19 protein-coding genes, 1 other RNA gene and 1 pseudogene are annotated in these 23,087 nt (G+C 62.2%); 10 read left to right on the forward strand and 11 right to left on the reverse strand.

Annotated elements, in window-relative coordinates; translation table 11 throughout:
- Positions 1–127: 127 nt before the first annotated feature.
- The 10 genes and pseudogenes from CCR95_RS25455 to CCR95_RS16385 form a co-directional block, all read right to left on the reverse strand.
- Positions 128–253 (reverse strand): annotated as a pseudogene (locus tag CCR95_RS25455) (IS701 family transposase); the annotation flags it as partial.
- Positions 254–330: 77 nt separating this feature from the next.
- A complete protein-coding gene (locus CCR95_RS16345) occupies positions 331–609 on the reverse strand; it encodes a transposase (protein ID WP_201096215.1) in 279 nt (92 codons plus the stop codon).
- Between the two features lie 59 nt (positions 610–668).
- Positions 669–1,100, reverse strand: a complete 432-nt coding sequence (locus CCR95_RS16350) for a helix-turn-helix domain-containing protein (RefSeq protein WP_201096216.1) — start codon at positions 1,098–1,100, stop codon at positions 669–671.
- A 102-nt stretch (positions 1,101–1,202) separates the two neighbouring features.
- Positions 1,203–2,171: an IS5 family transposase gene (locus tag CCR95_RS16355; protein ID WP_201096217.1), complete on the reverse strand. Its 969-nt coding sequence runs from the start codon at positions 2,169–2,171 to the stop codon at positions 1,203–1,205.
- A 643-nt stretch (positions 2,172–2,814) separates the two neighbouring features.
- A complete protein-coding gene (locus CCR95_RS16360; RefSeq protein ID WP_201096218.1) occupies positions 2,815–4,068 on the reverse strand; it encodes a 6-phosphofructokinase in 1,254 nt (417 codons plus the stop codon).
- A gap of 67 nt (positions 4,069–4,135) precedes the next feature.
- Positions 4,136–4,492 (reverse strand): hypothetical protein, encoded by a 357-nt coding sequence (locus CCR95_RS16365; protein ID WP_201096219.1) that lies wholly within the window; start codon positions 4,490–4,492, stop codon positions 4,136–4,138.
- A 279-nt stretch (positions 4,493–4,771) separates the two neighbouring features.
- A complete protein-coding gene (locus CCR95_RS16370) occupies positions 4,772–6,001 on the reverse strand; it encodes a UbiH/UbiF/VisC/COQ6 family ubiquinone biosynthesis hydroxylase (protein WP_201096220.1) in 1,230 nt (409 codons plus the stop codon).
- Positions 6,002–6,106: 105 nt separating this feature from the next.
- Positions 6,107–7,339 (reverse strand): 2-octaprenyl-6-methoxyphenyl hydroxylase, encoded by a 1,233-nt coding sequence (ubiH, locus tag CCR95_RS16375; RefSeq protein WP_201096221.1) that lies wholly within the window; start codon positions 7,337–7,339, stop codon positions 6,107–6,109.
- Between the two features lie 178 nt (positions 7,340–7,517).
- Positions 7,518–8,837, reverse strand: coding sequence for a Xaa-Pro aminopeptidase (gene pepP, locus CCR95_RS16380; RefSeq protein WP_201096222.1), 1,320 nt, complete (start codon positions 8,835–8,837; stop codon positions 7,518–7,520).
- Positions 8,834–9,439, reverse strand: coding sequence for a UPF0149 family protein (locus CCR95_RS16385; protein ID WP_242523289.1), 606 nt, complete (start codon positions 9,437–9,439; stop codon positions 8,834–8,836). Before CCR95_RS16385 ends, pepP begins: the two co-directional genes overlap by 4 nt.
- A gap of 76 nt (positions 9,440–9,515) precedes the next feature.
- Between CCR95_RS16385 and CCR95_RS16390 the strand changes: the two genes are divergently transcribed.
- The 5 genes from CCR95_RS16390 (at position 9,516) to rpiA (ending at position 11,698) form a co-directional block, all read left to right on the forward strand.
- The gene (locus CCR95_RS16390) at positions 9,516–9,725 is read left to right on the forward strand and encodes a TIGR02449 family protein (protein ID WP_201096223.1); all 210 of its coding nucleotides are present in this window, start codon (positions 9,516–9,518) and stop codon (positions 9,723–9,725) included.
- Positions 9,722–10,075, forward strand: coding sequence for a cell division protein ZapA (locus CCR95_RS16395; RefSeq protein ID WP_201096224.1), 354 nt, complete (start codon positions 9,722–9,724; stop codon positions 10,073–10,075). The genes CCR95_RS16390 and CCR95_RS16395 overlap by 4 nt, the downstream gene beginning before the upstream one ends.
- 14 nt (positions 10,076–10,089) lie before the next feature.
- Positions 10,090–10,275, forward strand: a non-coding RNA gene (gene ssrS / locus CCR95_RS16400) — 6S RNA.
- A gap of 11 nt (positions 10,276–10,286) precedes the next feature.
- Positions 10,287–10,898 (forward strand): 5-formyltetrahydrofolate cyclo-ligase, encoded by a 612-nt coding sequence (locus CCR95_RS16405; protein ID WP_201096247.1) that lies wholly within the window; start codon positions 10,287–10,289, stop codon positions 10,896–10,898.
- Between the two features lie 128 nt (positions 10,899–11,026).
- Complete coding sequence (gene rpiA / locus CCR95_RS16410) at positions 11,027–11,698, forward strand: ribose-5-phosphate isomerase RpiA (RefSeq protein ID WP_201096225.1); 672 nt, start codon at positions 11,027–11,029, stop codon at positions 11,696–11,698.
- A 76-nt stretch (positions 11,699–11,774) separates the two neighbouring features.
- Here rpiA and CCR95_RS16415 read toward each other — a convergent pair whose 3' ends face one another.
- A complete protein-coding gene (locus CCR95_RS16415; RefSeq protein ID WP_201096226.1) occupies positions 11,775–13,148 on the reverse strand; it encodes a porin in 1,374 nt (457 codons plus the stop codon).
- A 604-nt stretch (positions 13,149–13,752) separates the two neighbouring features.
- Between CCR95_RS16415 and CCR95_RS16420 the strand changes: the two genes are divergently transcribed.
- The 5 genes from CCR95_RS16420 (at position 13,753) to CCR95_RS16440 (ending at position 23,044) form a co-directional block, all read left to right on the forward strand.
- Positions 13,753–15,147, forward strand: a complete 1,395-nt coding sequence (locus CCR95_RS16420) for a ribulose-bisphosphate carboxylase (protein ID WP_201096227.1) — start codon at positions 13,753–13,755, stop codon at positions 15,145–15,147.
- Between the two features lie 212 nt (positions 15,148–15,359).
- Entirely contained in the window at positions 15,360–16,166 is an 807-nt protein-coding gene (locus CCR95_RS16425; protein ID WP_201096228.1) for a CbbQ/NirQ/NorQ/GpvN family protein, read from the forward strand.
- 343 nt (positions 16,167–16,509) lie between these two features.
- A complete protein-coding gene (locus tag CCR95_RS16430) occupies positions 16,510–18,771 on the forward strand; it encodes a nitric oxide reductase activation protein NorD (RefSeq protein ID WP_201096229.1) in 2,262 nt (753 codons plus the stop codon).
- A 30-nt stretch (positions 18,772–18,801) separates the two neighbouring features.
- On the forward strand, positions 18,802–19,404 hold the full coding sequence (locus tag CCR95_RS16435; protein WP_201096230.1) for a TetR/AcrR family transcriptional regulator: 603 nt from the start codon (positions 18,802–18,804) through the stop codon (positions 19,402–19,404).
- A gap of 301 nt (positions 19,405–19,705) precedes the next feature.
- The gene (locus CCR95_RS16440) at positions 19,706–23,044 is read left to right on the forward strand and encodes an EAL domain-containing protein (protein WP_201096231.1); all 3,339 of its coding nucleotides are present in this window, start codon (positions 19,706–19,708) and stop codon (positions 23,042–23,044) included.
- Positions 23,045–23,087 lie beyond the last annotated feature (43 nt).

The following is a 23,087-nucleotide window of genomic DNA, read 5'->3' on the forward strand; positions in this document are numbered from 1 at the left end:
GTGACAGCCCGGCTTGGAATTGGATACGGTTCATGGGCATGACGGGATTCCTCAGCGAGACGGGGTAACCCACTGTGCGCCTATTTCCAGCGAAAAACTGGCCTGCTGGAAAATCTTTCTAATCAGGTTCGAGCTTGAAGACCGCGCAGATCGAGAGGAAAACGTGGTTGCTCTGCGTGCGCAGCGTCCGTGTCGGTGATTTGGCCAAGGCCGCATTGGACTTGAGCGACTTGTGATACTCCTCGATACACCATTACTGAAACCGCTATAGAAGAATTTTTGACAGCGCCCCAAACGCTGCCAATACTTGATTGCAAAGCGTTATTGGGGCTAAGATTGCACGAGGTGGCGCATGCAGTGGGCGAAGTCAATCTTGGTCCGCCGCGCCATGATCAGCACCTCCCGCCACCCGCGCTTGGGTTCGCAGATCATCATCAGATCGCGCACGCCCTTGCGCTCATATTCCGTATCCTGGCGCTGGGGTGTTCCCGGCTGCGGCGGCAGGGGTGCCCGCACCTCGCCAATCAGCTGCTTCGGGCTTTCGTCGAAGCACACCACGGGGCGGGCAGGATCGGCAGGTTCAGCAGACAGGTCGAGCACATCCTCCATAGGTGCCACAAATTCTGCACCGACCTTGGGAATGCACCACTCTTGGACTTGCCAAGGTTTCAAGGTGTTTTTTTTAGCAGGCGACGAATCGATTCATGACGAAAGGTGTCGGCATACTCCAGTTGCACCACCTGATCGGCCAACAGACGCCGTGTCCAGTGGTCATGCCCCGTCGGGGCTGGCGTGCAGGCTGTCGCGATCACCTGAGCGCAGTGTTTGTCGGTCAATTTCGGTGCCTTGCCCGGACGGGGTCGATCATGCAAGGCCGCGGCGACGCCTTCCTCAACGCAGCGTTGCCGGAGATGGCCGACCATCGTGGCCGAGACCCCCAGGGCCTCAATGATCGCCGCATCCTGGCAACCCGCTGCCGCCTTCAACAGAATCCGGGCCCGCGTCTGCTGGCGGGCCGCGCTCTTCCCCTTGCGCAACAAGGCTTCCAGCGTGTCCACTTCCTCGTCCGTCAGCGCCACACGATATTTGATGGCGGGCATGGTGGTCTCATCCGGGTTGCGAATCTTGCTTCCTTAGACCATTCTCACGCGGCGTTGGTGCATAAAGAAGCAGTAGGGCAGGATTCCCCTTCCCCCCTTTTCTCAGGACACAGCGACCCCAACCCGCACCGAGATCGGCATCCCCAGATCGGTCATCTGATTCATCGTGGCGATCCGTGCATGAACCTCGTTCACCTGGGATTCGAAAATGCGTGAGGCGACCGCCTCCCCGAAGATCTGTTTGAGACGGTACATGGCATTTTCGGCCAAGCTGCGTCGATGATCACCGGCGTCCTGTTTCCACTGCACCACGCCTTTCTCCTGGATCGCGGCCAGCGCCTGTGCGCGCGGATGATCGGCTTCCCAGGCCACCGCGTTTTCTCTGGGCGGCACCACCAGCGTGGCCTGGTGTTGCGCCGCCACGTCATCCGCTTCGCGGGTATCGTCGGCCCCATCGGCATCGATCTGTGCAATGACCCCGTCGACCTGATCCACCAGATCCCCAACGACCTCGCCATCCGTCCAGGCCGCCGTCGTGACCTCCACGCCAATGACATCCTTGACGTCCGCGTCGACCGCCAGATGAACCTTGATCCAGGTGCGCCGCTTCCCGGCACCGTGTTGGCGGACCTTCCATTCCCCCTCGCCAAACACCTTCAACCCGGTGGAGTCCACCACGACAGGGATCGGCCCCGTGCGTTCCTGGCGCGGGATTTGAACCACCAACGTCCGCACCCGACGCGACAGGTGCGTGTGATCCGGGATCGGCAAGTCCAACCCCATCAGGCGTATGAGGGACCGTCCAAATCCTTCCAGCGAGCGAGACGGCAGGCGGAACACTTGCTTCAACATCAGCAACGTCTGGATAGACCAGTCAGAAGAGCGCCACGGCGCACCCCGTTTGCCCGTCGGCTCTGGTCTCCAGCGCTGGGTGATCGCTTCCTGGTCGAACCAGACGGTGATGTCCCCACGCGCCACCAGCGCCCGGTCGGACGCCGGCCAGTTGGTGACCCGGTATTTCGCCTTCTTGGGGGAGGCGCCTTCGCCATTGTTGGGAGCTGTCGATGACATGTCTGGGAACTTTCTCCGCTGAAACCACCGCTAGATTAGCCGCTGGCGGCAGGTTTATGCACCAAGGCCTTCTCACGCCTAAAATATCTCTCCAATTCAACGTGACTGACTACTTCTACTTTGTTAACTTTGACTGTCGCATAAATTAATGAATTTTAAGTTATTTTTTATTAGGCGCAATAAATCTTCATTTACTATGCCCCTATTGAAGATAGATGTTGGCGGTTTATGGGTGATTATAGGCGCTCAACGCGCCACTAGAACCCTATTGTTTATGTGTATTTTTGTTTATTATCATAAAATTTAAACACTTAAAGATTTTTTGAAGGTAACAAAGTAGAACTACTAGCGTCGGATGAATCCAAAGCCTGATTCGACCAGCAAATCCGAACGAGGAGCGTCCCGTCGAGATCGACGACGAGTAGCGGGGTATTCTCGGTCTGAGAGTGTGAAGATGGTTTGCCAAGTGTCATGGCGACACCGTCGGCCTATTCGCCTTGTCCATAGCACCAACCCGTTGTGAAATTCAAGCTGCGGCGGCGAGGAATTCTACGCCCGATTCGCACACTGCCAACGCGGAAAAACCACGTTGACAGGTGATGTCGTGATCGACAGATGACGTGGGAACGTCATCTGTTGTCGGTCAGACTTCAAACGCCGCAAGCTTGCGCGCCACCGGGGCATTCTTCAGGGTCACATACTTCGGCAGGCCATGCTCGAACGGCGGGTAGTCCTCGCCCTGGATCAGCGGGATCAGATACTCCTTGCAGACCGGCGTGATGCCGAAACCGTTCTCGGTGATGAAGTCGCGCGGCATGAATTTCTCGACATTGGCGACCTCCGACAGCGGCGCCTCGCCGACCTCCCAGGCATAGGGATCGCTGCTCAGACGCCGGACGGTCGGCATGACGGCATTGTGTCCGGCCAGCGCGAACTCGACCCCGGCCCGGCCCATGGCGTAGGCCTGCTCGACATCGGTCTTGGAGGCCAGGTGACGGGCCGCGCGCTGGAGATAATCGGCCACCGCCCAATGGAATTTGTAGCCGGTCGCGTCCTTGATCATGTTCGCGACCACGGGCGCCGCGCCGCCGAGCTGCGCGTGACCGAAGGCGTCGCGCGTGCCCTGCTCGGCCAGGAAGCGGCCATCGGGATACTTGGCGCCCTCGGAAACGACGATGGTGCAGAAGTCGAAACGCTCGACCTTGTCCTTGACGGCGGCGATGAAGCGCGCCTGATCGAATTCGATCTCGGGGAAGAGGATCATGACCGGGAGATTATGATCCTCGATTAGACCGCCGGCGGCGGCGATCCAGCCGGCATGGCGGCCCATGACCTCAAGGACAAAAACCTTGGTCGAGGTCTTGCACATGGAGCGCACGTCGAACGAGGCTTCCAGCGCGGAGGTGGCGATGTACTTGGCGACCGAGCCGAAACCGGGGCAGTTGTCGGTGATGGGCAGATCGTTGTCGACCGTCTTGGGGACATGGATCGCCTGCACCGGATAGCCCAGCGCCTCGGAGAGTTGCGAGACCTTGTAGCAGGTATCGGCCGAATCGCCGCCGCCGTTGTAGAAGAAATACCCGATATCGTGGGCCTTGAAGACCTCGATCAGACGCTCGTACTCGCGCCGGTTGGCCTCCAGGCTCTTGAGCTTGTAGCGGCAGGAACCGAAGGCGCCGGAAGGGGTGTAGCGCAGGGCGGCAATGGCCTCGTCCGATTCCTGACTGGTATCGATCAGATCCTCGGTCAGCGCGCCGATGATGCCGTTGCGACCGGCATAAACATTGGCGATCTGGTCAGTGTGACGGCGGGCGGTCTCGATCACCCCGCAGGCGGAGGCGTTGATGACGGCGGTGACGCCGCCGGATTGAGCGTAAAAGGCATTTTTCGCGGACATATTGCTTCCTCGTTGGCAGTTTTTAGTTGGCAGTTTTCAGTTAGTCGCCTGGATGACTGACTGACAACTATCGCTGGGGCAGGTCGCCGCGCTGTTCGGCGACAAAGTCGGCCTGGGCCTGGAGCAGCGCGACGGCGCACTCGGCCAGGTCGTCGTATTGCTCGACACCCACGCCCATCTGTTTGTAAGGCTTATAAAAAAACTGGCAGCGATAGGCGCGCTCGCCGGCTTTGAAGATGACGAAGTTGCAACCGTCATCGGACTGCCAGTAGATCACCGGACAGGTCGTCAGCTCGCGATCGGAGGCGGCGAGACGGATCTCCGCGTCAGCGAGCTGGATCTCCAGGTCACGCCCGTAGCGTTCGCGGAGCGTGGTTCGCATCAGCCACTGCTCGGTTTCCGTGATGTCGGGGATAGTGGCCATATTGGGTTGTCGCTGGTCGGACGTTGTTCGATTGAGTATGGCGAGCGATGAACCGCGCCATCGCAAGCACTCCGTGAAAAATGCAGCAAGACTAACCAAAACGGACGCCAGTTCCAAATGTTAAACCACGAGGGCGCCAGCCGCCGATAATGCCCGCCGTCCCCAGGTTCTCGTTGGGTACCCCACCGCCGTAGGAGCCCGCTTGCGGGCGATAGGCCGCGAGCAAAGGCTTCCGGCGACTCCGCCGCGATGTCGACCGCGTCGCCCGCAAGCGGGCTCCTACGATGCGGTGTACGGCCGCACCAGCGGCGGCAGATCCGCGCCCAGACCCAGGGCGCGGTCCATGAACAAGCGTTTGAGCGGCGCAAGACGATCAACGGTCGTCAGGCCCAGACCGCGAATGGCGGCCAGCGGTTGCCGACTGTCGCCGAAGATCCGTTTGAAGACATCCATGGCGCCAAGCATCAGCAAATTGTCGCCGCGCCGCGCCCGCTCATAATGACGCAGCGTCCAGAGACCGGCGAGATCGCGACGGCGTTCGATCGCCAGATCCAGGGTCGCCGCCAATTCGGCGGCATCCAGAAAACCCAGATTGACGCCCTGCCCCGCCAGCGGATGGATAGCATGGGCGGCATCGCCGATCAATGCCAGTCCCGGTAGGACATACTGCTTGGCATGCTGTAACCGCAGCGGGACGGACGCGCGCGGTCCGTCCAGGATCAAGCGACCGAGGCAAGATTCGGAGGCGTCGGTGACCATCTCCGAAAACAGCCCGTCGTTCAGATTCATGAGTTCGAGCGCGCGCTCGTCGTCGGCGCTCCAGACGATCGAACAACGCCCGTCGGACAGCGGCAGCAGCGCCAGCGGCCCCGTCGGCAGGAAACGCTGCCAGGCGGTCTCCTGGTGCCAATCGGCGGGTCTGACGTTGGCGACGATCGCGCGTTGGTCATAGTTCCAGCCCTCGGTCGCGATGCCGGCCAAATCGCGCACCAGCGAATCGCGGCCGTCGGCCCCGACCAGCAGACGTGCGTCGATCGACCGACCGTCGGCGAACCGGATCCGCGCCGGCGGCTCGCGGCGATCCAGATCCGCGATGACGGCGGGGCAGATCAGGGCGACATCCGGGGTTTGTTCCAATCGCTCCCAGAGCGCGAGTTGGATGACCCGATTCTCGACGATATGGCCCAGATCCGCCTCGCCCAGATCCGCGCTATCGAAACGAATCCGTCCGCTGCTGGCGGCGTCCCACACCCGCATCTGGCGGTAGGGACTGGCGCCGAGTTCCAGGATCCGCTCCCAGACGCCCAGGCGCTGAAGCATCCGTTGGCTGGCCCGACTCAGGGCCGAGACCCGCAGATCCACTTCGCCCGCCGGCCAGTCGCGAAGCGGCGCGCGCGACTCGATCAGGGCGATGGAGAGCCCCTTGCCGGACATGGCGCGGGAGAAGGCCGCGCCAACCATGCCGCCGCCGACGACAGCGATATCGAAGGACTGCTCTGACTCAGTCATGCGCATGCTCCAATGTTTCAATCCGCGCCTAATTTAAGCCAGGCGACACCGCGCGGAAGAGGTTACCCCTTTCCCGCGCGCATTATCCCCCTGAAGAGGGAGGTTTCAAACGGAGGATGGCGATGTAAGTCCGCGCGCCAGATGCGGCAGGGGACCGCCCAGGCCCATGAAACGTCTGGCGAGCCGATGGCGCGCGCAGGGCAGCAGATCCAGACCTAGCAGACCCGCCCCGCGGGCGAACCGAACTGGCGCCCAGGGGATGACGAAGAGTCGCGCCAGCGTATCGGTCAGACTGGCGGTTCCGGCCTGATCGCGACCTCGCCAGCGCGCATACTCGGACAGGGTCGCCGCCGCGCCGGGATCGCCGCCCGTCACCGCACTGCGCGCCAGCACCTCGGCCAATGCCGCCACATCCCGCAGTCCCAGATTGAAGCCCTGACCGGCGACCGGATGCAGGCTGTGAGCAGCGTTGCCGATCAGGACCAGACGTTCCTGGACCGGATTGCGGATCAGCCGGAATTTGAGCGGGTAGGCGCGACGCGAGGAGACCCGAGTCAAGCGACCCAGCCGATACCCGAGGCGATCCTGGAGACGGCCCAAAAATTCCTCATCAGAGAGCGCCAGCAGGTCGGCGGTCTCGTTCTCGCGACAGGTCCAGACCACCGAATAGCGCCCGCCGGTCATGGGCAGCAGCGCCAGGGGACCGGATTCGGTAAACCGCTCGAAGGCCACGCCAGTCCGAGGACGATCCGGCGTGACCGTGGCGATGATGGCGTCCTGACCATAGGCATGCTCCCGCGCCTTCAGACCGAGTCGTTCGCGGATGGACGAATCGCCGCCGTCGGCGGCGACCAGCAGACGGGTGCGCAGATGACGAATCTCCCCGTCCATCTGGACATCCAGATCCACCCCGTCGCCATGCACGCGATGCTCGATCAGCCGCGCGGGGCAGCGGAGTTCGAGATTGTCGGCATGATCGAGCGCCAAACGGATCGCCACGCCCATGGCGCGCGCCGGCACGACAGCGCCCAGCGCCGCAACGCCCTCCTCGGCGTGATCGAGCCGGGCGATGCCGTATTGCCCCCGTTCGGAGACATGCACCTTCAGGATCGGCTCCGCCTCGGGCGCCATGTCCGGCCACAGACCCATGGCGTCGAAAATCCGCTGACTGCCCAGCGAGAGCGCGATGACGCGCTCGTCGTAACTGGGGTGTTGCGCGGAAACCGTCGGCACCGCCTCGATCAGCGCGACCCGCAGTCGGGTGCTGACCAAGGCACAGGCCAGACTGCCGCCGACCAGACCGCCGCCGATGATCGCTACGTCGTAATCGTGCAGCATTGCCAAGCTCACCTCCATCGTTCGCACACCCGTTCTTCAACGTGCTTAGCGCGACCCGCAGTCGGGTGCTGACCAAGGCACAGGCCAGACTGCCGCCGACCAGACCGCCGCCGATGATCGCTACGTCGTAATCGTGCAGCATTGCCAAGCTCACCTCCATCGTTCGCACACCCGTTCTTCAACGTGCTTGACGAGATCCCGCCATCAACGCCTCGATCTCGTCCGGCTGCGTGGGAGCCGCTGCGGAGAGGATTTCGTTACCCTCTTCGGTGATCAGCACATCGTCCTCGATACGGATGCCGATCTTGCGATAGGCTTCCGGCACCGCCTCCGTGTCCGGCATGTACAGCCCCGGCTCCACGGTCAACACCATGCCGGGCTCGAAGACGCGCCACGCACCATCGTGCTTGTAGGCGCCGACATCGTGCACGTCCATGCCGAGCCAGTGGCCAGTGCGGTGCATGTAATAGGGTTTGTAGGCTTCCTCCTGGATGAGCGAATCGATCTCGCCCGTCAGGATGCCGAGCCGGACCAGACCCTCGGTCAGCACCCGCACCGCCGTGTCGTGCGGTTCGTTCCAGCGAGCGCCCGGCCGGGCCTTGTCGATCGCCGCCTGCTGGGCCTTGAGCACCAGCTCGTAGAGTTCGCGCTGGGGCGGACTGAAACGACCATTGACCGGGAAGGTCCGGGTGATATCGGACGCATAGCCGTCGAGTTCGCAGCCGGCGTCGATCAGGACCAGATCCCCGTCGCGCAGCACGGCGTCATTGGCGATGTAATGCAGCACGCAGGCGTTCGCGCCGCCGCCCACGATCATCGGATAGGCGTTGAAACGGGCGCCGGCGGTGGCGCAGGCATGCTGGAATTCGGCCTCCAGATCCAGTTCCTTCACGCCGGGGGCGCAATGGCGCATCAGGCGGCGATGGGCCTGGGCGGAGATGCGCGCGGCCCGGCGCATCAGGGCCGTTTCGGTTTTGCTTTTGCGCAACCGTTGTTCGTGCAGCAGGGATTCGATGGCGATGAAGGTGTCGGGGGCGACCGCGCCGGTGCGAATCTTGGCGCGGACCCGATTCACCCAACCCATCACCCGCTGATCGAGACCCGCGTCGGCGCCGATCGGGTAGTACAGGCGGGTCCGCCCGTCGATCAGGGTTGGCATCACCTCATCCAACGCGTCGAGGGGATGGGCCTGATCGGCGCCAAAGCGCTCGGTCGCGCCTTCGAGACCGAGACGTGCCCCATCCCACTGTTCGCGCTCCGCGTCACGGGGTCGGCAGAAAAGAATGAATTCGCCTTCCTTGCGCCGGGGCACAAAGACCGCGAAGGCGTCAGGCTCCGGAAAACCGCAGACATAGCTGAAATCGCTGTTCTGACGAAAGGGATAATGGACATCGCGATTGCGGATCGCCTCGCGCGCCGCCGGCAGGATCGCAAGACCTTCGGGACCGATGGACTTCAAGAGGGCACGCCGACGGCGTTTGTATTCGGCTGCGTTCATGGCTGCCCGGACACGTCGACTGGATTCGCCCGCTCGTCATGAATCAGCATTGCCGCCACCCGGATAAATTCGATCACTTCGGCCAGCGCCTCCTCGTTTTCTTCGGCATCGTCAAGATTATCGAGATCCATCCGCGTCAGATCGGTAAAATCGCGCAGAATCTCGCGGGTCTGCTCGGAGAGATCGGACTCCGCCACGCCCAGCACGCCGAAGGCGAAGAGGAATCCCCGCACCCAGTCATAGAGCGCGGTCGCGCGCTCCGCCAGCGGACGGTCGTCATCCGGCAAGAGCGGATGGAAGCCTAGATCCGGATCGCGTATCCCGTTTTGAGTCGCGGTCGCCAGATCGCTCAGACCTTCGCGGACCCCGGCGAGCAGCGGATCGGCTGGCTCCGCAGATTCCGCGGCGGGCAGGAGTTGCAGGAACCAGGCGTTCAGCGGATCCGAGGCGCCGCCGCAAAGGAGACCGCATAGGATGCCATGTGCTTCGCCGGGCGACGGATTTAAAGGGCTGATCTCCAGCAAGCGGCCAATCAGATCGTAGTCAGTGTCCGTGGCTACCTCCATCGCATTGAACAGACGCCAAAATCTGTGTCGAATCATAGCATGCGCCGATGCCCGATTGACCGCTTACGACGCCCCTTCTATAGTGCAGGGAATTTCAACGGAGCCGCGGACTTTGGCTAATTTCGACCTCGACGAACTGGAGCAGCAGATCAACGCACTGATTCGCCTGAATCAACGGCTCCGGGACGAAAATACCACGCTGCGCGCGCGCCAGGAGACCCTGGTGACCGAGCGTGGCGAATTGATCGAAAAAACCGAGCAGGCCCGTAGCCGCGTGGAAGCCATGCTGTCCCGGCTACGCGCGATGGAGGAAAATTTGTGAGCGACGAGCCGCTGCAAGTCAGTATCAAGATCCTGGAAAAAGAGTATCGAATCGCTTGCGCGCAACATGAGCAGGAGGATTTGAGGGCATCGGCCCGTCTGCTCGACCATCGCATGCGCGAGATTCGTCAAAACGGACGGGTGATCGGCACCGACCGCATCGCGGTCATCGCGGCACTGAACATCGCGCATGACCTCATCCAGCTTCAACGGGCACAGCCTAGCCTCGATCAGGATTCCGGACGGCGTTTGCGCGAACTCCAGGAGCGGGTATCCATGGCTCTAGCCGATGAGCCGCCAGTTGCCCCGCCCGTCGAAGCACCGCTGGACGCCTCGAATGAAAGGGTATAGCCTTATTCCCAAGACACCCCCTGTAGCGTTCGATCATGGTCTGGGTATTTTCTTGAGCCTAATTGCTACCCAGGGGATATGACAGCAAGGCTGTTGAGCATGTCCGTCTTCGAGCGGAAAGCCTGAAGTCAAGCCAAGTGTCCCCACTTGAACCGCTTGGTTCAAGAACGAAGACCGATAACGGCGTCAATGGGGGGTGTCCCTTCACTCCATGCAGCCCCAGCGATCACATCAGACGCAACGCCGTGAACTCAGAGCCGCGCGTCGACAGCTGACGCCTCGCCAACACCGCCAGCACGCCGCGCGCGTGACGCGACGGCTTTCGCATCATCGCCTGTATCTTCGCGCCCGACGGATTGCCCTGTATTGGCCGACCGACGGCGAACTCGATCCACGCCCCCTCCTGACCCACGCACACGCATGCGGCAAAACTTGCTATCTCCCCATCCTGAAACCCCGGAACACCCGGTGGGGCCGAGGAAAACTCTGGTTTGCGCGTTTCCGTCCAGGCGACCGCATGCGTCCCAACTGCTTCGGCATCCCGGAACCCATCGCCTGCGGACGTCAGCTCAAACTGCCGTGGCACCTCGACCTCCTGCTCATGCCCCTGGTCGGATTCGATGCCGACTGTCATCGCCTTGGCATGGGGGGGGGCTTCTATGATCGCACCCTGGCCTATCTCAGACTGCACCAATCCTGGCAACGCCCCCGCCTGATCGGTCTCGCTCACAATTGCCAGCGCATTGATCGCATCGAGCCCCGTCCCTGGGACATTCCGCTGGAGTCCGTGATCACGGAATGCCGCATTTACGCTCAACCGTGATCGACTGGCGGGTCGACACCAGCATTCAGGTAAACGCGCGGCCGTTTTCAGGAGTGCACGAAGTGGTGTTGCGAGAGCCTCTGCTATGATGATCAGCTTCCCATCAACTCAACCACGGAGAACATTGAATGAATCAGGACGCCATGAAGAAACAGGCCGCCGAGGCCGCGCTGGCGTATGTCGAGGGCGGCGTGATCGGTGTCGGGACCGGCTCTACCGTCAATCACTTTATCGATGCGCTGGCCACCATCAAGGGTCGCATCGAAGGGGCCGTTTCAAGCTCGGAAGCGTCCACCGAACGGCTCAAGGCGCACGGCATCCCGGTCCTCGACCTGAACGGCGCGGGCGAATTATCGCTTTACGTCGACGGCGCGGACGAGTCCAACCATCGCCTGCAACTCATCAAGGGCGGCGGCGGCGCGCTGACACGGGAGAAGATCGTCGCCGCGGCGAGCCGGCAATTTGTTTGCATTGCCGATGAAAGCAAACTCGTCCAGGTGCTCGGGCAATTCCCGCTGCCGGTGGAGGTGATCCCGATGGCCCGCAGTTATGTCGCGCGCGAACTGGTTCGGCTGGGCGGAACACCGATCTGGCGCGAGGGTTTCGTGACCGATAACGGCAATCTGATCCTGGACGTGCAGCATCTGAAAATCACCGATCCGCTGCAATTCGAACAGCAGATCAACAATCTCGCCGGCGTGGTCACTGTCGGCATTTTTGCGCTGAGGCCAGCCGATGTGCTGATCCTGGGGACGCCCAACGGCGCCAAAACGATCGAGGCCGCTGATTTCAGCGGTTAACGCAGACAAAAAAATGGGGCCCGAAGGCCCCATTTTTATCGCATCCGAGCGATTCCTTAAAGCGTGGCTTACAGCATTAGAAGCTGTGCATCACGCCCAAGGAGAAGCCGCTCCACTTGGAACCAGCGACGATGTCTTCCAGGTCGCTGTCCTTGTCGGTGTAGAGCGCATACGCCTTGGTGCGCTTGCTGAAGTTGTAGTCGTAACCAACGGACCAAGTCGTTACATCGTAGTCCAGCGCTTGAGTTCTGTTCACTAGGAAGGCTTCGCCGCCGTTGACGGACACCCAATCAGCACCCGCAACGATATCGTCGCCCGAGTAATCGGCCTGCCCATACATGGCCTTGACCATGCTGTTGCCAAAGGCGTAGCCGGCCTGGATCTGCCAAAGATCAGCATCGTCGGCGGCGGCGGGAATGCTCCAGGTAACGGCCGGGTTGGCTGGATCGGTGTAGCCAGCAAACCTGTCGTTATTGAACTGATCCTGATTCTCGTAGATCGCGGTCAGGCTGAAGCCGTTCCAGTCGAGGAGGCCCAGGCCAAGACGCCAGGCTTGTGCGTCGCCATCCTGGAAATTGCAGGTCGTCGTGAAGGGACTAGTTGGGTTCGCGGGATCGACCGGGGTGTTCACCGGGCAGTTATTGCCGCCAAGCGCTACAGTCTCATTGTTGAAGTGCTCGCTGTTCAGATTCTCGAAGGCGGCGGAGGCGTAGAAAGGTCCGTTGCTGTAGATGGCCGCGAGCGAGTAGGTGTCGGCAATGCTGTCTTCTTCGAGGTTCAGACCATTGTTGCCGCCGGTGGCGCCACCGGACGGAACGAAGGCAGCCGCCAACTGGAAGCCGCTCCAGCTTGGGCTGATGTAGGCAACCGCGTTGTCGGCGCGCAGATCGCGGAAGCCAACGGTGCCGTTGTAGTCAGCCATGGTATCGGCGAAGAGATCCAGCTTGCCGGTGGAGATCTTCATCGGGGTGTCATGACGACCCATGAGGAAGGTACCCCAGTCGCCGGCCAAGCCCACAAAGCTGTTCCGATAGGTGATCGAGTCGCTGTTGCTGAGGACGTTATCGTTGGTGTCGTTCAGATTGACACCGAACTCCAACTGGTAGATGGCCTTGAGGCCGTTGCCCAGATCCTCGGAGCCCTTAAAGCCCAAACGACTGGCGCGGCTTTCGCCAGGAATATAGCCGTTGCTGGACATGCCCCAGCCTTTGAAGTCTTCGCCATCGGCGGTTTTCACGAGCGTGGGGTTGCCGTTGACGTCGAGGATCACCGCGCCGGCGGAATCACGCGCAAAGCCGTAGGTTGGCCGCACGACATTTGAGACATCTGCATAATCGAGAGAAACGTGGAACTTGCCATAGACAATGGCTTCCGCCGAGGCGGTGGAAGGAGCGATGACGGGCGCTGCCAGGGCGGCGGCGACTGCCAGGGTAAGAAGTTTCTTGTTCATGCTGTTCTCCGCTGTTGTGAATTTGTCAGACTAGACTGCTGAAACTGTAGGCAATCATGCTTTGCGGGTTGAACTATAGTGGAGCGCATCGCGTTTTGCAACAGATTGGGCGAAAAAAAAGACACACCTTCACGTCCTGTCGCATTTTTACACCAACAAGGGTATCGAAAGCAAGTTCGCGCGCTCTGGACACACGGCAACGCCTCCCGAACCATCAACCGCAGCGACTCGATACTCGTTCCACCCAGCGGCCTTGGCAACAAGCAGACAAGTCTGCCGAAACATCCAAAAGCCCAGGATGCCGCGGACGTTACCTTAATATAGCCACGGTTTTTTACTTCCATTCAAAACAATCGGATCAGCACTTGGCCATGATTGACGCCATGTCGCAAATGGCATACACAACAAGGATAGCGGACAATCACGTCCATATCGAAAAGCTTATTGGAAGAATAAGAAATTCATAATATTTTTATGCCCAATTTACCTGTAATCTACCAGGAAATTCATCGCGGGGAATCATCCTGCCGACTGGACCCGGTCCACCTCGGCGCCCGCCTTCGCCACGGGCTTCGACGCCCATCACCCCCAGAAGAGACGTTACATGGCACTTGACCAGTCCGCGCGTTACTCCGACCTGAGCCTCACCGAAGCCGACCTGATCGCGGGCGGCAAGCACATCCTCGTGGCCTATAAGATGAAGCCCAAGGGCGGCATCGGTTATCTGGAGGCCGCCGCGCATTTCGCGGCCGAATCCTCCACCGGCACTAACGTCGAGGTCTCCACCACCGACGACTTCACCAAGGGCGTCGACGCGCTGGTCTATTACATTGACGAGGCGACCGAGGATATGCGGATCGCCTATCCGCTCGACCTCTTCGACCGCAACATGACCGACGGGCGCATGATGATCGTGTCCTTCCTGACGCTGGTCATCGGCAACAACCAGGGCATGGGCGACATCGAATACGGTCAGATGATCGATTTCTATATGCCGGATCGCGCCATCCAGTTGTTTGACGGCCCGTCCAAGGATATCTCCGACCTGTGGCGCATCCTCGGTCGCCCGATCAAGGACGGCGGCTACATCGCCGGCACCATCATTAAGCCCAAACTGGGTCTGCGTCCAGAGCCCTTTGCCCACGCGGCCTACCAGTTCTGGCTCGGCGGCGACTTCATCAAGAACGACGAACCCCAGGGCAATCAGACCTTCTGTCCCTCCAAGAAGGTCATCCCGCTGGTCTATGACTCCCTGAAGCGCGCCCAGGACGAAACCGGTCAGGCCAAGCTGTTCTCCGCGAACATCACCGCCGACGATCACTACGAGATGTGCGCCCGCGCGGACTTCATCCTGGAGACCTTCGGACCCGACGCGGATAAGGTCGCCTTCCTGGTCGATGGCTTCGTCGGCGGTCCTGGCATGATCACCACCGCCCGTCGTCAGTACCCCAACCAGTACCTGCACTACCACCGCGCCGGTCACGGCATGATCACCTCGCCGTCCGCCAATCGTGGCTATACCGCCTTCGTGCTGGCCAAGATCTCCCGTCTTCAGGGTGCCTCCGGTATCCACGTCGGCACCATGGGCTACGGCAAGATGGAAGGCGGGGCGGACGACAAGATCATCGCCTACATGATCGAGCGCGACGAGTGTCAGGGTCCGGTCTACTTCCAGAAGTGGCACGGCATGAAGCCCACCACCCCGATCATCTCCGGCGGCATGAACGCGCTGCGTCTGCCTGGCTTTTTCGAGAACCTGGGCCATGGCAACGTCATCAACACCGCCGGCGGCGGCGCTTACGGCCACATCGACTCCCCGGCGGCCGGCGCGATTTCGCTACATCAGTCCTACGAGTGCTGGAAGACCGGCGCCGACCCGATCGAGTTCGCCAAGGAGCACAAGGAATTCGCGCGGGCCTTCGCGTCCTTCCCGCTCGACGCCGACAAGCTCTACCCAGGCTGGCGCGACAAGCTCGGCGCGGCGGCCGAGCACAAGTAAGCCGTCTGGTTCTCCGAGCCTGATCCGGTGAACAAAAGCCCCCGCCCCGCGGGGGCTTTTTGCGCTAGGATTCAGGTCCGCACAGCGGACCCTACGCAACCCCAACACCTCGTCCGTAGGGTCCGCTGCGCGGACCGAACCCCAGTATGATCCGCGCATGCGCGCTGTGAAACGCCAGACAACCCATTCCCCCGCATCCCCCGCGAGCGACTATGAGCATCGACACCGAGCAGTACCAAGTCAAACAGGAGCCCTTTTACCAGCCTCAGGGCAATGAGATCGCACTCTACGAGGCCGCCTACCAGCGTCGCCTGCCGGTGATGGTCAAGGGTCCGACCGGTTGTGGAAAATCCCGTTTCATCGAATACATGGCCTGGCGCCTGGGTAAACCGCTGATCACCGTCGCCTGCAACGAGGACATGACCGCCTCGGATCTGGTCGGGCGCTATCTGCTGGACGCCACCGGCACGCGCTGGCTGGACGGCCCGCTCACCGTGGCCGCCCGCATCGGCGCCATCTGCTATCTGGATGAGGTCGTCGAGGCCCGCCAGGACACCACCGTGGTCATCCACCCGCTGACCGACCACCGGCGCAGCCTGCCGCTGGACAAAAAGGGCGAGGTCGTCACCGCCCATCCGGACTTCCAGCTCGTGATCTCCTACAATCCGGGCTATCAATCCCTGATGAAGGATCTGAAGCAGTCCACCAAGCAGCGCTTCTCCGCCCTGGTTTTCGACTATCCGCCGGCCGACCTGGAAACCCAGATCGTCGCCACCGAAACCGGCGCGAGCACGGAACTGGCCGCCGCCCTGGTCAAGATCGCCGCCGCCGCCCGCAACCTCAAGGGGCACGGGCTCGACGAGGGAATCTCCACCCGGCTACTGGTCTACGCCGCCAACCTGATGGACGAAGGCATCGCGCCGCGCGAGGCCAGCCGCATGGCGCTGGTCGACCCGCTCACCGACGACGAGGATATTCGCTCCACGCTGCACCATGCGATCGATGCGGTGTTTCCCTAAGGCGATTTCCAGGGAAGTTTTTACCCGGAATCAACGCTTCAAATGGACAGGATTAACAGGATTTTTCAACATGGTTCCAGGGCTCGGATCGATGCTGCTCGACGCGAATGTTGCGGGGCATCCCTGTAGGGGCGAATTCATTCGCCCCGACATCCCGATATCGGCGCAATCCACGCGGCGAATAAATTCGCCCCTACAGGATTGCATCCTGCTCAAGGGATGGATTTTCAGGAAATAACCTAACCATTGATCTGGCGTGCGGTTCGGTTACCCATCGGCCCCCGGCCGGGGTACCCTGAAGCCTTGCCCCAGACCGATCCGTGACAACCCCGCCGGAGCCACCATGACCGTCCTCGCACCGCTTCCGCCCGAGACCCTGGCCCCGCTGCGCCAGCAACTGCGCTGCAACTTCCCCCAGCTCGACCAGGTCTTCCCCGATTGCATGACCGAGGCCCAGATCCTGTTGAGCGAGACGGGGATCCGGGACTATCTGGAGGGCGCCTCGCTGATCTGCCGCATCGGGCGCGGTTTCGAGCCGGTGCTGGTCTATCTGGAGGAGATGCCGAGGGTCGCCGCCGAGTTGGGCGAGGAGACCCTGACGCTGGTCTCCCAGACCGTCTGGAAGATCTCGCGCAGTCCCAACGGCAAGACGATCCTGCCCTTTCTGCAGAGCATCGCCGAGGCGTCGCGTCGCCTGGCCAGCGCCGAGCTGCTGACCCGCTATACCGAGATGATTCTAGACTTCATGGAGCGCACCACCGGCTCCATCCACGGCTTCCACACCACCATCCCCAGTCCGAGCCTTCCGGACCTGCTGGAGCGGATTCCGTACCTGCTCAATCAGCTCACCTGCCATGGCCTGCGCAACTGGCTCGACTATGGTCTGCGCCACTATGCCGACCATCCCGACCGCCAGCGCGACTATTTCAGTCTGCAATCGGCGGATAGCCGGGCGGTTCTCCAGCGCGAACGTCACGGCGTCCTGTTCGTCGACCATGAGCGACAGCTCGATCTGTATCTGCGCGCCCTGTGGCAGGAGCGCCAGACCTTCGTCCCCTACTCGGAAGCCTTCGACGAACTGCGCAAGCCCGTGCCCTACTTCGATACGCTGGGGGTGCGCATCCCGGACGTTTACGACGACCGCGACGAGGTCGCCGGGATTGACCGCTACCGCGCGCTGCTGGCCCATGTCGCCGCCCATCTGCGCTGGAGCGGCTCGCTCGTCGCGGACAATCTCAGCCCCTTCCAGCGCATTGCGGTCGAGACCTTCGAGGATTGTCGGGTCGAATCGCTGGCGCTGCGCGAGTACCCCGGACTGCGCCGGATCCTCCTGGCCCTGCACCCCACGCCGGCGGAGAACGCCTGCAACCCGGAGCGCGAATCCTGCATCCGTCATCGTCTGGCGATGTTCTCCCGCGCCGTTCTTGACCCGGACCATCGCTACCGCAACCCGGATCTGCTCGACTTCGTCGCCCGCTTTCACGCCGAACTGGCCGAGGGTCCGTCCAGCACCCAGGCCATCGCGGATCTTGCCATCACCTACATCGCCCGCACCCGCCGTCAGCAGGATCTCGCGCCCAACGTCCATTTCACCGACACCGAGGTCGACTACCGCGACGACAACCGTCACCTCTGGCGCTACATCGAGCAGGGCGACGAGGAGGAAGCCTTCGAGGAACGCAAGCCGCGTCAGGCCGACGAGGCCGAAACCCTGCCGCCCCGCCACTACCCGGAGTGGGACTATCAGAGCAAGACCTATCGCCCGGACTGGGTCAGTCTTTACGAGGGCCTGCATCCCAGCGGCGATCCCGCCCACATCGACGCCCTGCTCGACAAGCACCGGATGCTGGCCAAGCGCCTGAAGCAGATCCTCGACCTGCTCAAGCCGCAGCAGTACGTGCGTCTGCGCTATCAGGAAGAAGGCAGCGAGCTGGATCTGGATGTCGCCATCCGCTCGTTGATCGACTTTCGCGGCGGGGCCACGCCGGACCCGCGCATCAACATGAGTCACCGCCACGACGGGCGCGATATCGCCGTCATGCTCCTGCTCGATCTCTCGCAGTCGCTCAATCAGATCCCGGACGGATGCAGCCAAACCATCCTGGAACTCAGTCAGGAGGCCGTCGCCCTGCTCGGCTGGGCCATCGATCATCTGGGCGACGAGTTCGCCATCGCCGGCTTCTCGTCAAACACCCGTCACGAAGTTCGCTATCAGCATATCAAGGGGTATGGCGAGGGCTGGGACGATCAGGTCAAGGGTCGTCTCGCCGCGATGGAGGCCGGTTATTCCACCCGCATGGGCGCCGCCCTGCGTCACGCCGCCCATTATCTGGAGGCCCGCCAAGCGGACAAAAAACTGCTGCTGATTCTCACCGACGGCCAGCCTCACGACATCGATGTGGACGACGAGCGGCTGCTGATCGAGGACACCCACAAGGCGGTCCAGGAACTCGACCAGCAGGGCATCTACACCTACTGCATCAACCTCGACAGCCACGCCGACGAATACGTCCGCGATTGTTTCGGCAACCGCTTCACCGTGATCGACCGCGTCGAGCGGCTCCCGGAAAAGCTCCCCCAGCTTTTCATGGCCCTGACTAAATAATGACGCGGCAACAGCGCCTGGCGGAATGACATGGGCCGACGCGGCGAACACAGCAAGGAAGAACTCGCGGCCCTGGCCCTGGAGGCGGCCGTAGCCATGCTGGAGGAAGAAGGGCCAACGATCCTGACGACCCGCGCCGTCGCGGGTCGGATCGGTTACACGGCCGGCAGCCTGTATTTTCTCTTCCGCAACCGCGACGATCTGATCCTGCAGGTCAACGAACGCACGCTCGATGAATTGCGCGCCGGGATCGAGGTGGCCGTGGCGGACTGTCGCGAACCGCGCGAGGCCATTCTTGGCATGGGACGCGCTTATCTGACCTTCGCGACCGCGCATCCGGTCCGCTGGCGGCTGATCTTCGAACATGTCCTGCCCGCGAACGCGGAGGTTCCGGCTGGCCTGCTCGCGAAGATCGAGGATTTTTTCACGCGGGTGGCCGGCTATCTTTCCACCCTGGCACCCGAACGCGATCCGCTTGCCGTGCGCCGGTCCGCTCAAGCGCTTTGGAGCGGCGTGCATGGCATTACCGTGCTGACGATCACCGACAAGCTCGCCCTCGGCGGCGATGCCACCGCCGAGGCGCTGACCGAGGATCTGATCGGACGCTATCTGGACGGGCTGGGCGCCCGTTGAAGCCAGGGAGATGCTAAACCGCGTCCAGTGCGGTATGCGATGTTTTTGGATTGGATTAACCTTGGCCGCATCGACGATAGTCGGAGCAGACGCGGTTTAAGAGATTAAAAAATATAAAATTTTAAACCGCGTCTCTCGTGAGGCTGGTGAAATCCCCAGAGCCAAACACAAACTGAAAATGACGCATATCGTGCTGGACGCGGTTTAACAGGAAGCTTTTTTCGGCTTTCTGCAAAAAATACGCGATCCTTGAGGGATAATAACCGGTTTTCTGCGGCGTGCTGGAGCCGAAGCCCAACCCATGATGTTCAATGACGCCATCGACATCCACGACCCCCGGCAACTGGACAACCTGTCCGAGGAGCAACTGGACCGTCTGCCCTGCGGGGCGATCCGCGTCAATGCCGAGGGCGTCATCCTGTTTTACAGCCGCTCCCAGGCGGCGATCACGAATCGCGAACCCGAGGCGGTGATCGGACGCAACTTCTTCTCCGAGGTGGCGCCCTGCACGGTCGTGCCCGAGTTCTACGGACGTTTCCGCCGGGGCGTCCTGACCGGACACCTGAACGCCGCCTTCGAGTTTGTCTTCGATTTCCAGATGCACCCGATTCAGGTCCGTATTTCAATGCGCGCCTCGCATCGCCCCGGCGAATTCTGGATCCTCATCGAACCCCTGCGCCAACTGCCGCCGCGCAACGAACAGGTCGCCCATGACCTGATCTCCGGCAAATTCTGCGAAACGCTGGCGGCGCTGTCGGCGGCCTCCTTCGACTTTTCCCAATGCGACGCGGAACCCATCGCCACCTGCGGCGCCATCCAACCCTTCGGCTGTCTGCTGACGATCGATCCCGCAACGCTGCGCATCGATGCCTGTAGCGCCAATACGGCCATGTATCTGGGGCTGGAGCCCGAGACCCTGCTTGGCGAGCCGCTAACCCTGGCCTTGCCGGACAGCGATGCCGAGCGACTCGCCTGCCTGGGCGCGGGCGAGGATGCCGCCCTCTTTTGTCCCTCCTTTTTTCGCGCGATGGCGCCGGTCGGCGAGCTGCCGCTCGATGTCCGTGTGCACCGCTGGCGCGGGCGTCTGCTGCTGGAGATCGAACCCCATGGCGAGATGGCGATGGATGCGCGTCTGCGCGGCTTCGATCTCGCCGCCTTCCAGCAACGGCTGCGCGGCTGCGACAGCGCCACCAGGATCTGCCAGGAGGCCGTCGAGATCTTCCGCTATCTGACCGGATTCGAGCGCGTGGTCGCCTACCGCTTCGAACCCGAGGACGACGGGATCGTGATCGCCGAGAGCCTGCTGCCGGGCGCCTGGCCCTCGATCATGGATCTGCGCTATCCGGCGACCGATATTCCGCGTCAGGCGCGCGCGCTCTATCGGGAGACGCCGCTGCGCTACGCGCCCAGCCGCGATCACTCCGACGTGCCGCTCTTGAGCAAAACCCTGGCCCCCGACGCCATCGATATCGGCGTCGCCCATCTGCGCGCGCAATCGCCGATTCACCGCAACTATTTGAAACGCTTCGACGTGAACGGCTCCATGTCGCTGTCGATCCTGCATGAGGAGCGGCTCTGGGGACTGATCATCTTTCATCATCGCGCCCCCCATCCGGTGACGGCCACCCTGCGGCGCGGACTGATCGAACTGAGCGGCTGTCTGTCCGCGCGACTGGGTCTGGTCGAGGAGCGCGAGCGCAATCGCGCCAGCGAACTGGGAATGGCGGAGGTCAACGGCATCGTCGGCGAGATCGACATCGAGCAGCCCTTTCCGGAGAGTTTCATCGGCAAGGAACAACTGTTGTGCGAGTTGGTCGGCGCGGACATGGTCCAGATCTACCATCACGGTCAACCGCTCTTTCTGGGTCAGGATTGCAACATCCCGAACGGCCACATCCAGACCCTGCTCGATTTTTTGCGGACACGCCCCGGACCGCTCTGGAGTACCGACTGTCTCTCCGGCGAATTCGAGCCGGCGGCGACCTATCCGGATCGACTCGCCGGCGTCATGGCGATCTTCGTCGACGACCGGCACGACGACATCCTGCTGTTCGGACGCCGACGGGTCAAATACACCGTCAATTGGGGTGCCGATCCGGCCTCGCTGCCATTCGCCGCCAGCGATGGCGAGCGTCCCTTCGGCTGGTCGAACCGGACCTTTCAGGTCTGGAAGGAAGAACGCACCCATCATGCGCGGCCCTGGTCGCGGGTCGCGCTGGCCACCGGACTGGCGCTGAAGAATCTGATCCAGCAGGTGATCGTCGCCAATGCCGCGCATTTCGAGCGCCTCGCCCAGTCGCTGGCGCGTCAGCGCGATCAATTGCGCCAGTCGCGCGAGGAGATGCGTCATCGCGCCCTGCATGACTCGCTGACCGGACTGCCGAATCGGGCGCGCTTCCGCGAGGCGTTGGCCGAGTCGATCGAGACCAGCCAGCGCGATGGTCACTGTTTTTCGGTCGCGCTCCTGGATATCGATCATTTCAAGACCATCAACGACACCCTCGGTCACGACAAGGGCGATCTCCTGCTGCGTGCCCTGGCCGAGCGCATCCGCGAATCCCTGCCCGGCGGTGGCCTGGCCGCGCGACTCGGCGGCGACGAATTCGTGCTGCTGCTGCCGCAACCGGCGGGCGAGGATCCGCTCGCGCGCGTGGAGCGGATGATCGAAACGCTGCGCCAGACCATTCTGATCGAGGGGGACAGCTTCTCCATCACCTGCTCGCTGGGGCTCGCCATCGGCGGCGCCGACTCCGAGCCTGGCGAGTTGCTCAAGCAGGCCGATCTGGCGCTCTATCGCGCCAAAGCGGATGGCCGCAACTGTGCCCGCCCCTTCGATCGCAATCTGGAAACGCAGGCGCTCAAACGCCTGGAAATCGACCGCGCGGTGCTGGGCCGCTCGCCCATGGACGCCATCGAAATCCTGCTTCAGCCGCAGATCGCCATCGCCGCCACCGAGCGGCAGCGGCGCTTCGAGGTTCTGGCACGCTGGCGCGACGAGGATGGCGCGATCGTCATGCCGAGCGATTTCATCCCGGCGGCCGAACGCAACGGCTTGATTGGCGCCGTCACCGCCGCCGTGCTGCGCCAGTCCATCCGGCTCCTGCGCGAACAGCTCGAACACGACGGCGAGGGCGTGCGGCTTGGCATCAATGTCTCCGCCGCCGACCTGGAGGCGCGCGGCTTCGCGCGCCGGTTGCTCGAAGACCTGCACGCCGCCGACGTGCCGCCGGATCTGATCGAGATCGAGATTACCGAATCCCTGCTGCTGCGCATGACGCCGAGCGTGAAAACCTCCCTGAACATCCTGGACCGTGGCGGCGTCACGCTGTCGCTCGACGATTTCGGCACCGGCTTCAGCTCCATGGTCTATCTGCGCGAGCTACCGATCTCGAATCTCAAGATCGACCGCGGATTCATTCGCGGTATCGAGGCCCCCCGCGACCGCAGTCTGGTCGCCGGCATGATCGCCATGGCCCATTCCATCGGCAAGGAGGTCATCGCCGAGGGCATCGAAACCCCGCGGCAACTCGAACTGCTCAAGGAACTCGGGTGCGATTGGGGGCAGGGTTATCTCTGGTCGCGTCCGGTCCCCCCGGAGGAAGCTTTACGCCTGAAAAGCAGGCAGGCAACGGACCACTGACCACTGACCACTGACCACTGACCACTGACCACTGACCACTGAC

This window comes from Thiocystis minor (assembly GCF_016653465.1).
GTDB lineage: Bacteria > Pseudomonadota > Gammaproteobacteria > Chromatiales > Chromatiaceae > Chromatium > Chromatium minus.

What these genes read in the sequence shown, in the direction of transcription:
- CCR95_RS16345 (WP_201096215.1), bottom strand. Translation starts at nt 609, where the DNA reads ATGGAGGATGTGCTCGACCTGTCTGCTGAACCTGCCGATCCTGCCCGC.
- CCR95_RS16350 (WP_201096216.1), bottom strand. Translation starts at nt 1,100, where the DNA reads ATGCCCGCCATCAAATATCGTGTGGCGCTGACGGACGAGGAAGTGGAC.
- CCR95_RS16355 (WP_201096217.1), bottom strand. Translation starts at nt 2,171, where the DNA reads ATGTCATCGACAGCTCCCAACAATGGCGAAGGCGCCTCCCCCAAGAAG.
- CCR95_RS16360 (WP_201096218.1), bottom strand. Translation starts at nt 4,068, where the DNA reads ATGTCCGCGAAAAATGCCTTTTACGCTCAATCCGGCGGCGTCACCGCC.
- CCR95_RS16365 (WP_201096219.1), bottom strand. Translation starts at nt 4,492, where the DNA reads ATGGCCACTATCCCCGACATCACGGAAACCGAGCAGTGGCTGATGCGA.
- CCR95_RS16370 (WP_201096220.1), bottom strand. Translation starts at nt 6,001, where the DNA reads ATGACTGAGTCAGAGCAGTCCTTCGATATCGCTGTCGTCGGCGGCGGC.
- ubiH (WP_201096221.1), bottom strand. Translation starts at nt 7,339, where the DNA reads ATGCTGCACGATTACGACGTAGCGATCATCGGCGGCGGTCTGGTCGGC.
- pepP (WP_201096222.1), bottom strand. Translation starts at nt 8,837, where the DNA reads ATGAACGCAGCCGAATACAAACGCCGTCGGCGTGCCCTCTTGAAGTCC.
- CCR95_RS16385 (WP_242523289.1), bottom strand. Translation starts at nt 9,439, where the DNA reads ATGATTCGACACAGATTTTGGCGTCTGTTCAATGCGATGGAGGTAGCC.
- CCR95_RS16405 (WP_201096247.1), top strand. Translation starts at nt 10,287, where the DNA reads ATGCAGCCCCAGCGATCACATCAGACGCAACGCCGTGAACTCAGAGCC.
- rpiA (WP_201096225.1), top strand. Translation starts at nt 11,027, where the DNA reads ATGAATCAGGACGCCATGAAGAAACAGGCCGCCGAGGCCGCGCTGGCG.
- CCR95_RS16415 (WP_201096226.1), bottom strand. Translation starts at nt 13,148, where the DNA reads ATGAACAAGAAACTTCTTACCCTGGCAGTCGCCGCCGCCCTGGCAGCG.
- CCR95_RS16420 (WP_201096227.1), top strand. Translation starts at nt 13,753, where the DNA reads ATGGCACTTGACCAGTCCGCGCGTTACTCCGACCTGAGCCTCACCGAA.
- CCR95_RS16425 (WP_201096228.1), top strand. Translation starts at nt 15,360, where the DNA reads ATGAGCATCGACACCGAGCAGTACCAAGTCAAACAGGAGCCCTTTTAC.
- CCR95_RS16430 (WP_201096229.1), top strand. Translation starts at nt 16,510, where the DNA reads ATGACCGTCCTCGCACCGCTTCCGCCCGAGACCCTGGCCCCGCTGCGC.
- CCR95_RS16435 (WP_201096230.1), top strand. Translation starts at nt 18,802, where the DNA reads ATGGGCCGACGCGGCGAACACAGCAAGGAAGAACTCGCGGCCCTGGCC.
- CCR95_RS16440 (WP_201096231.1), top strand. Translation starts at nt 19,706, where the DNA reads ATGATGTTCAATGACGCCATCGACATCCACGACCCCCGGCAACTGGAC.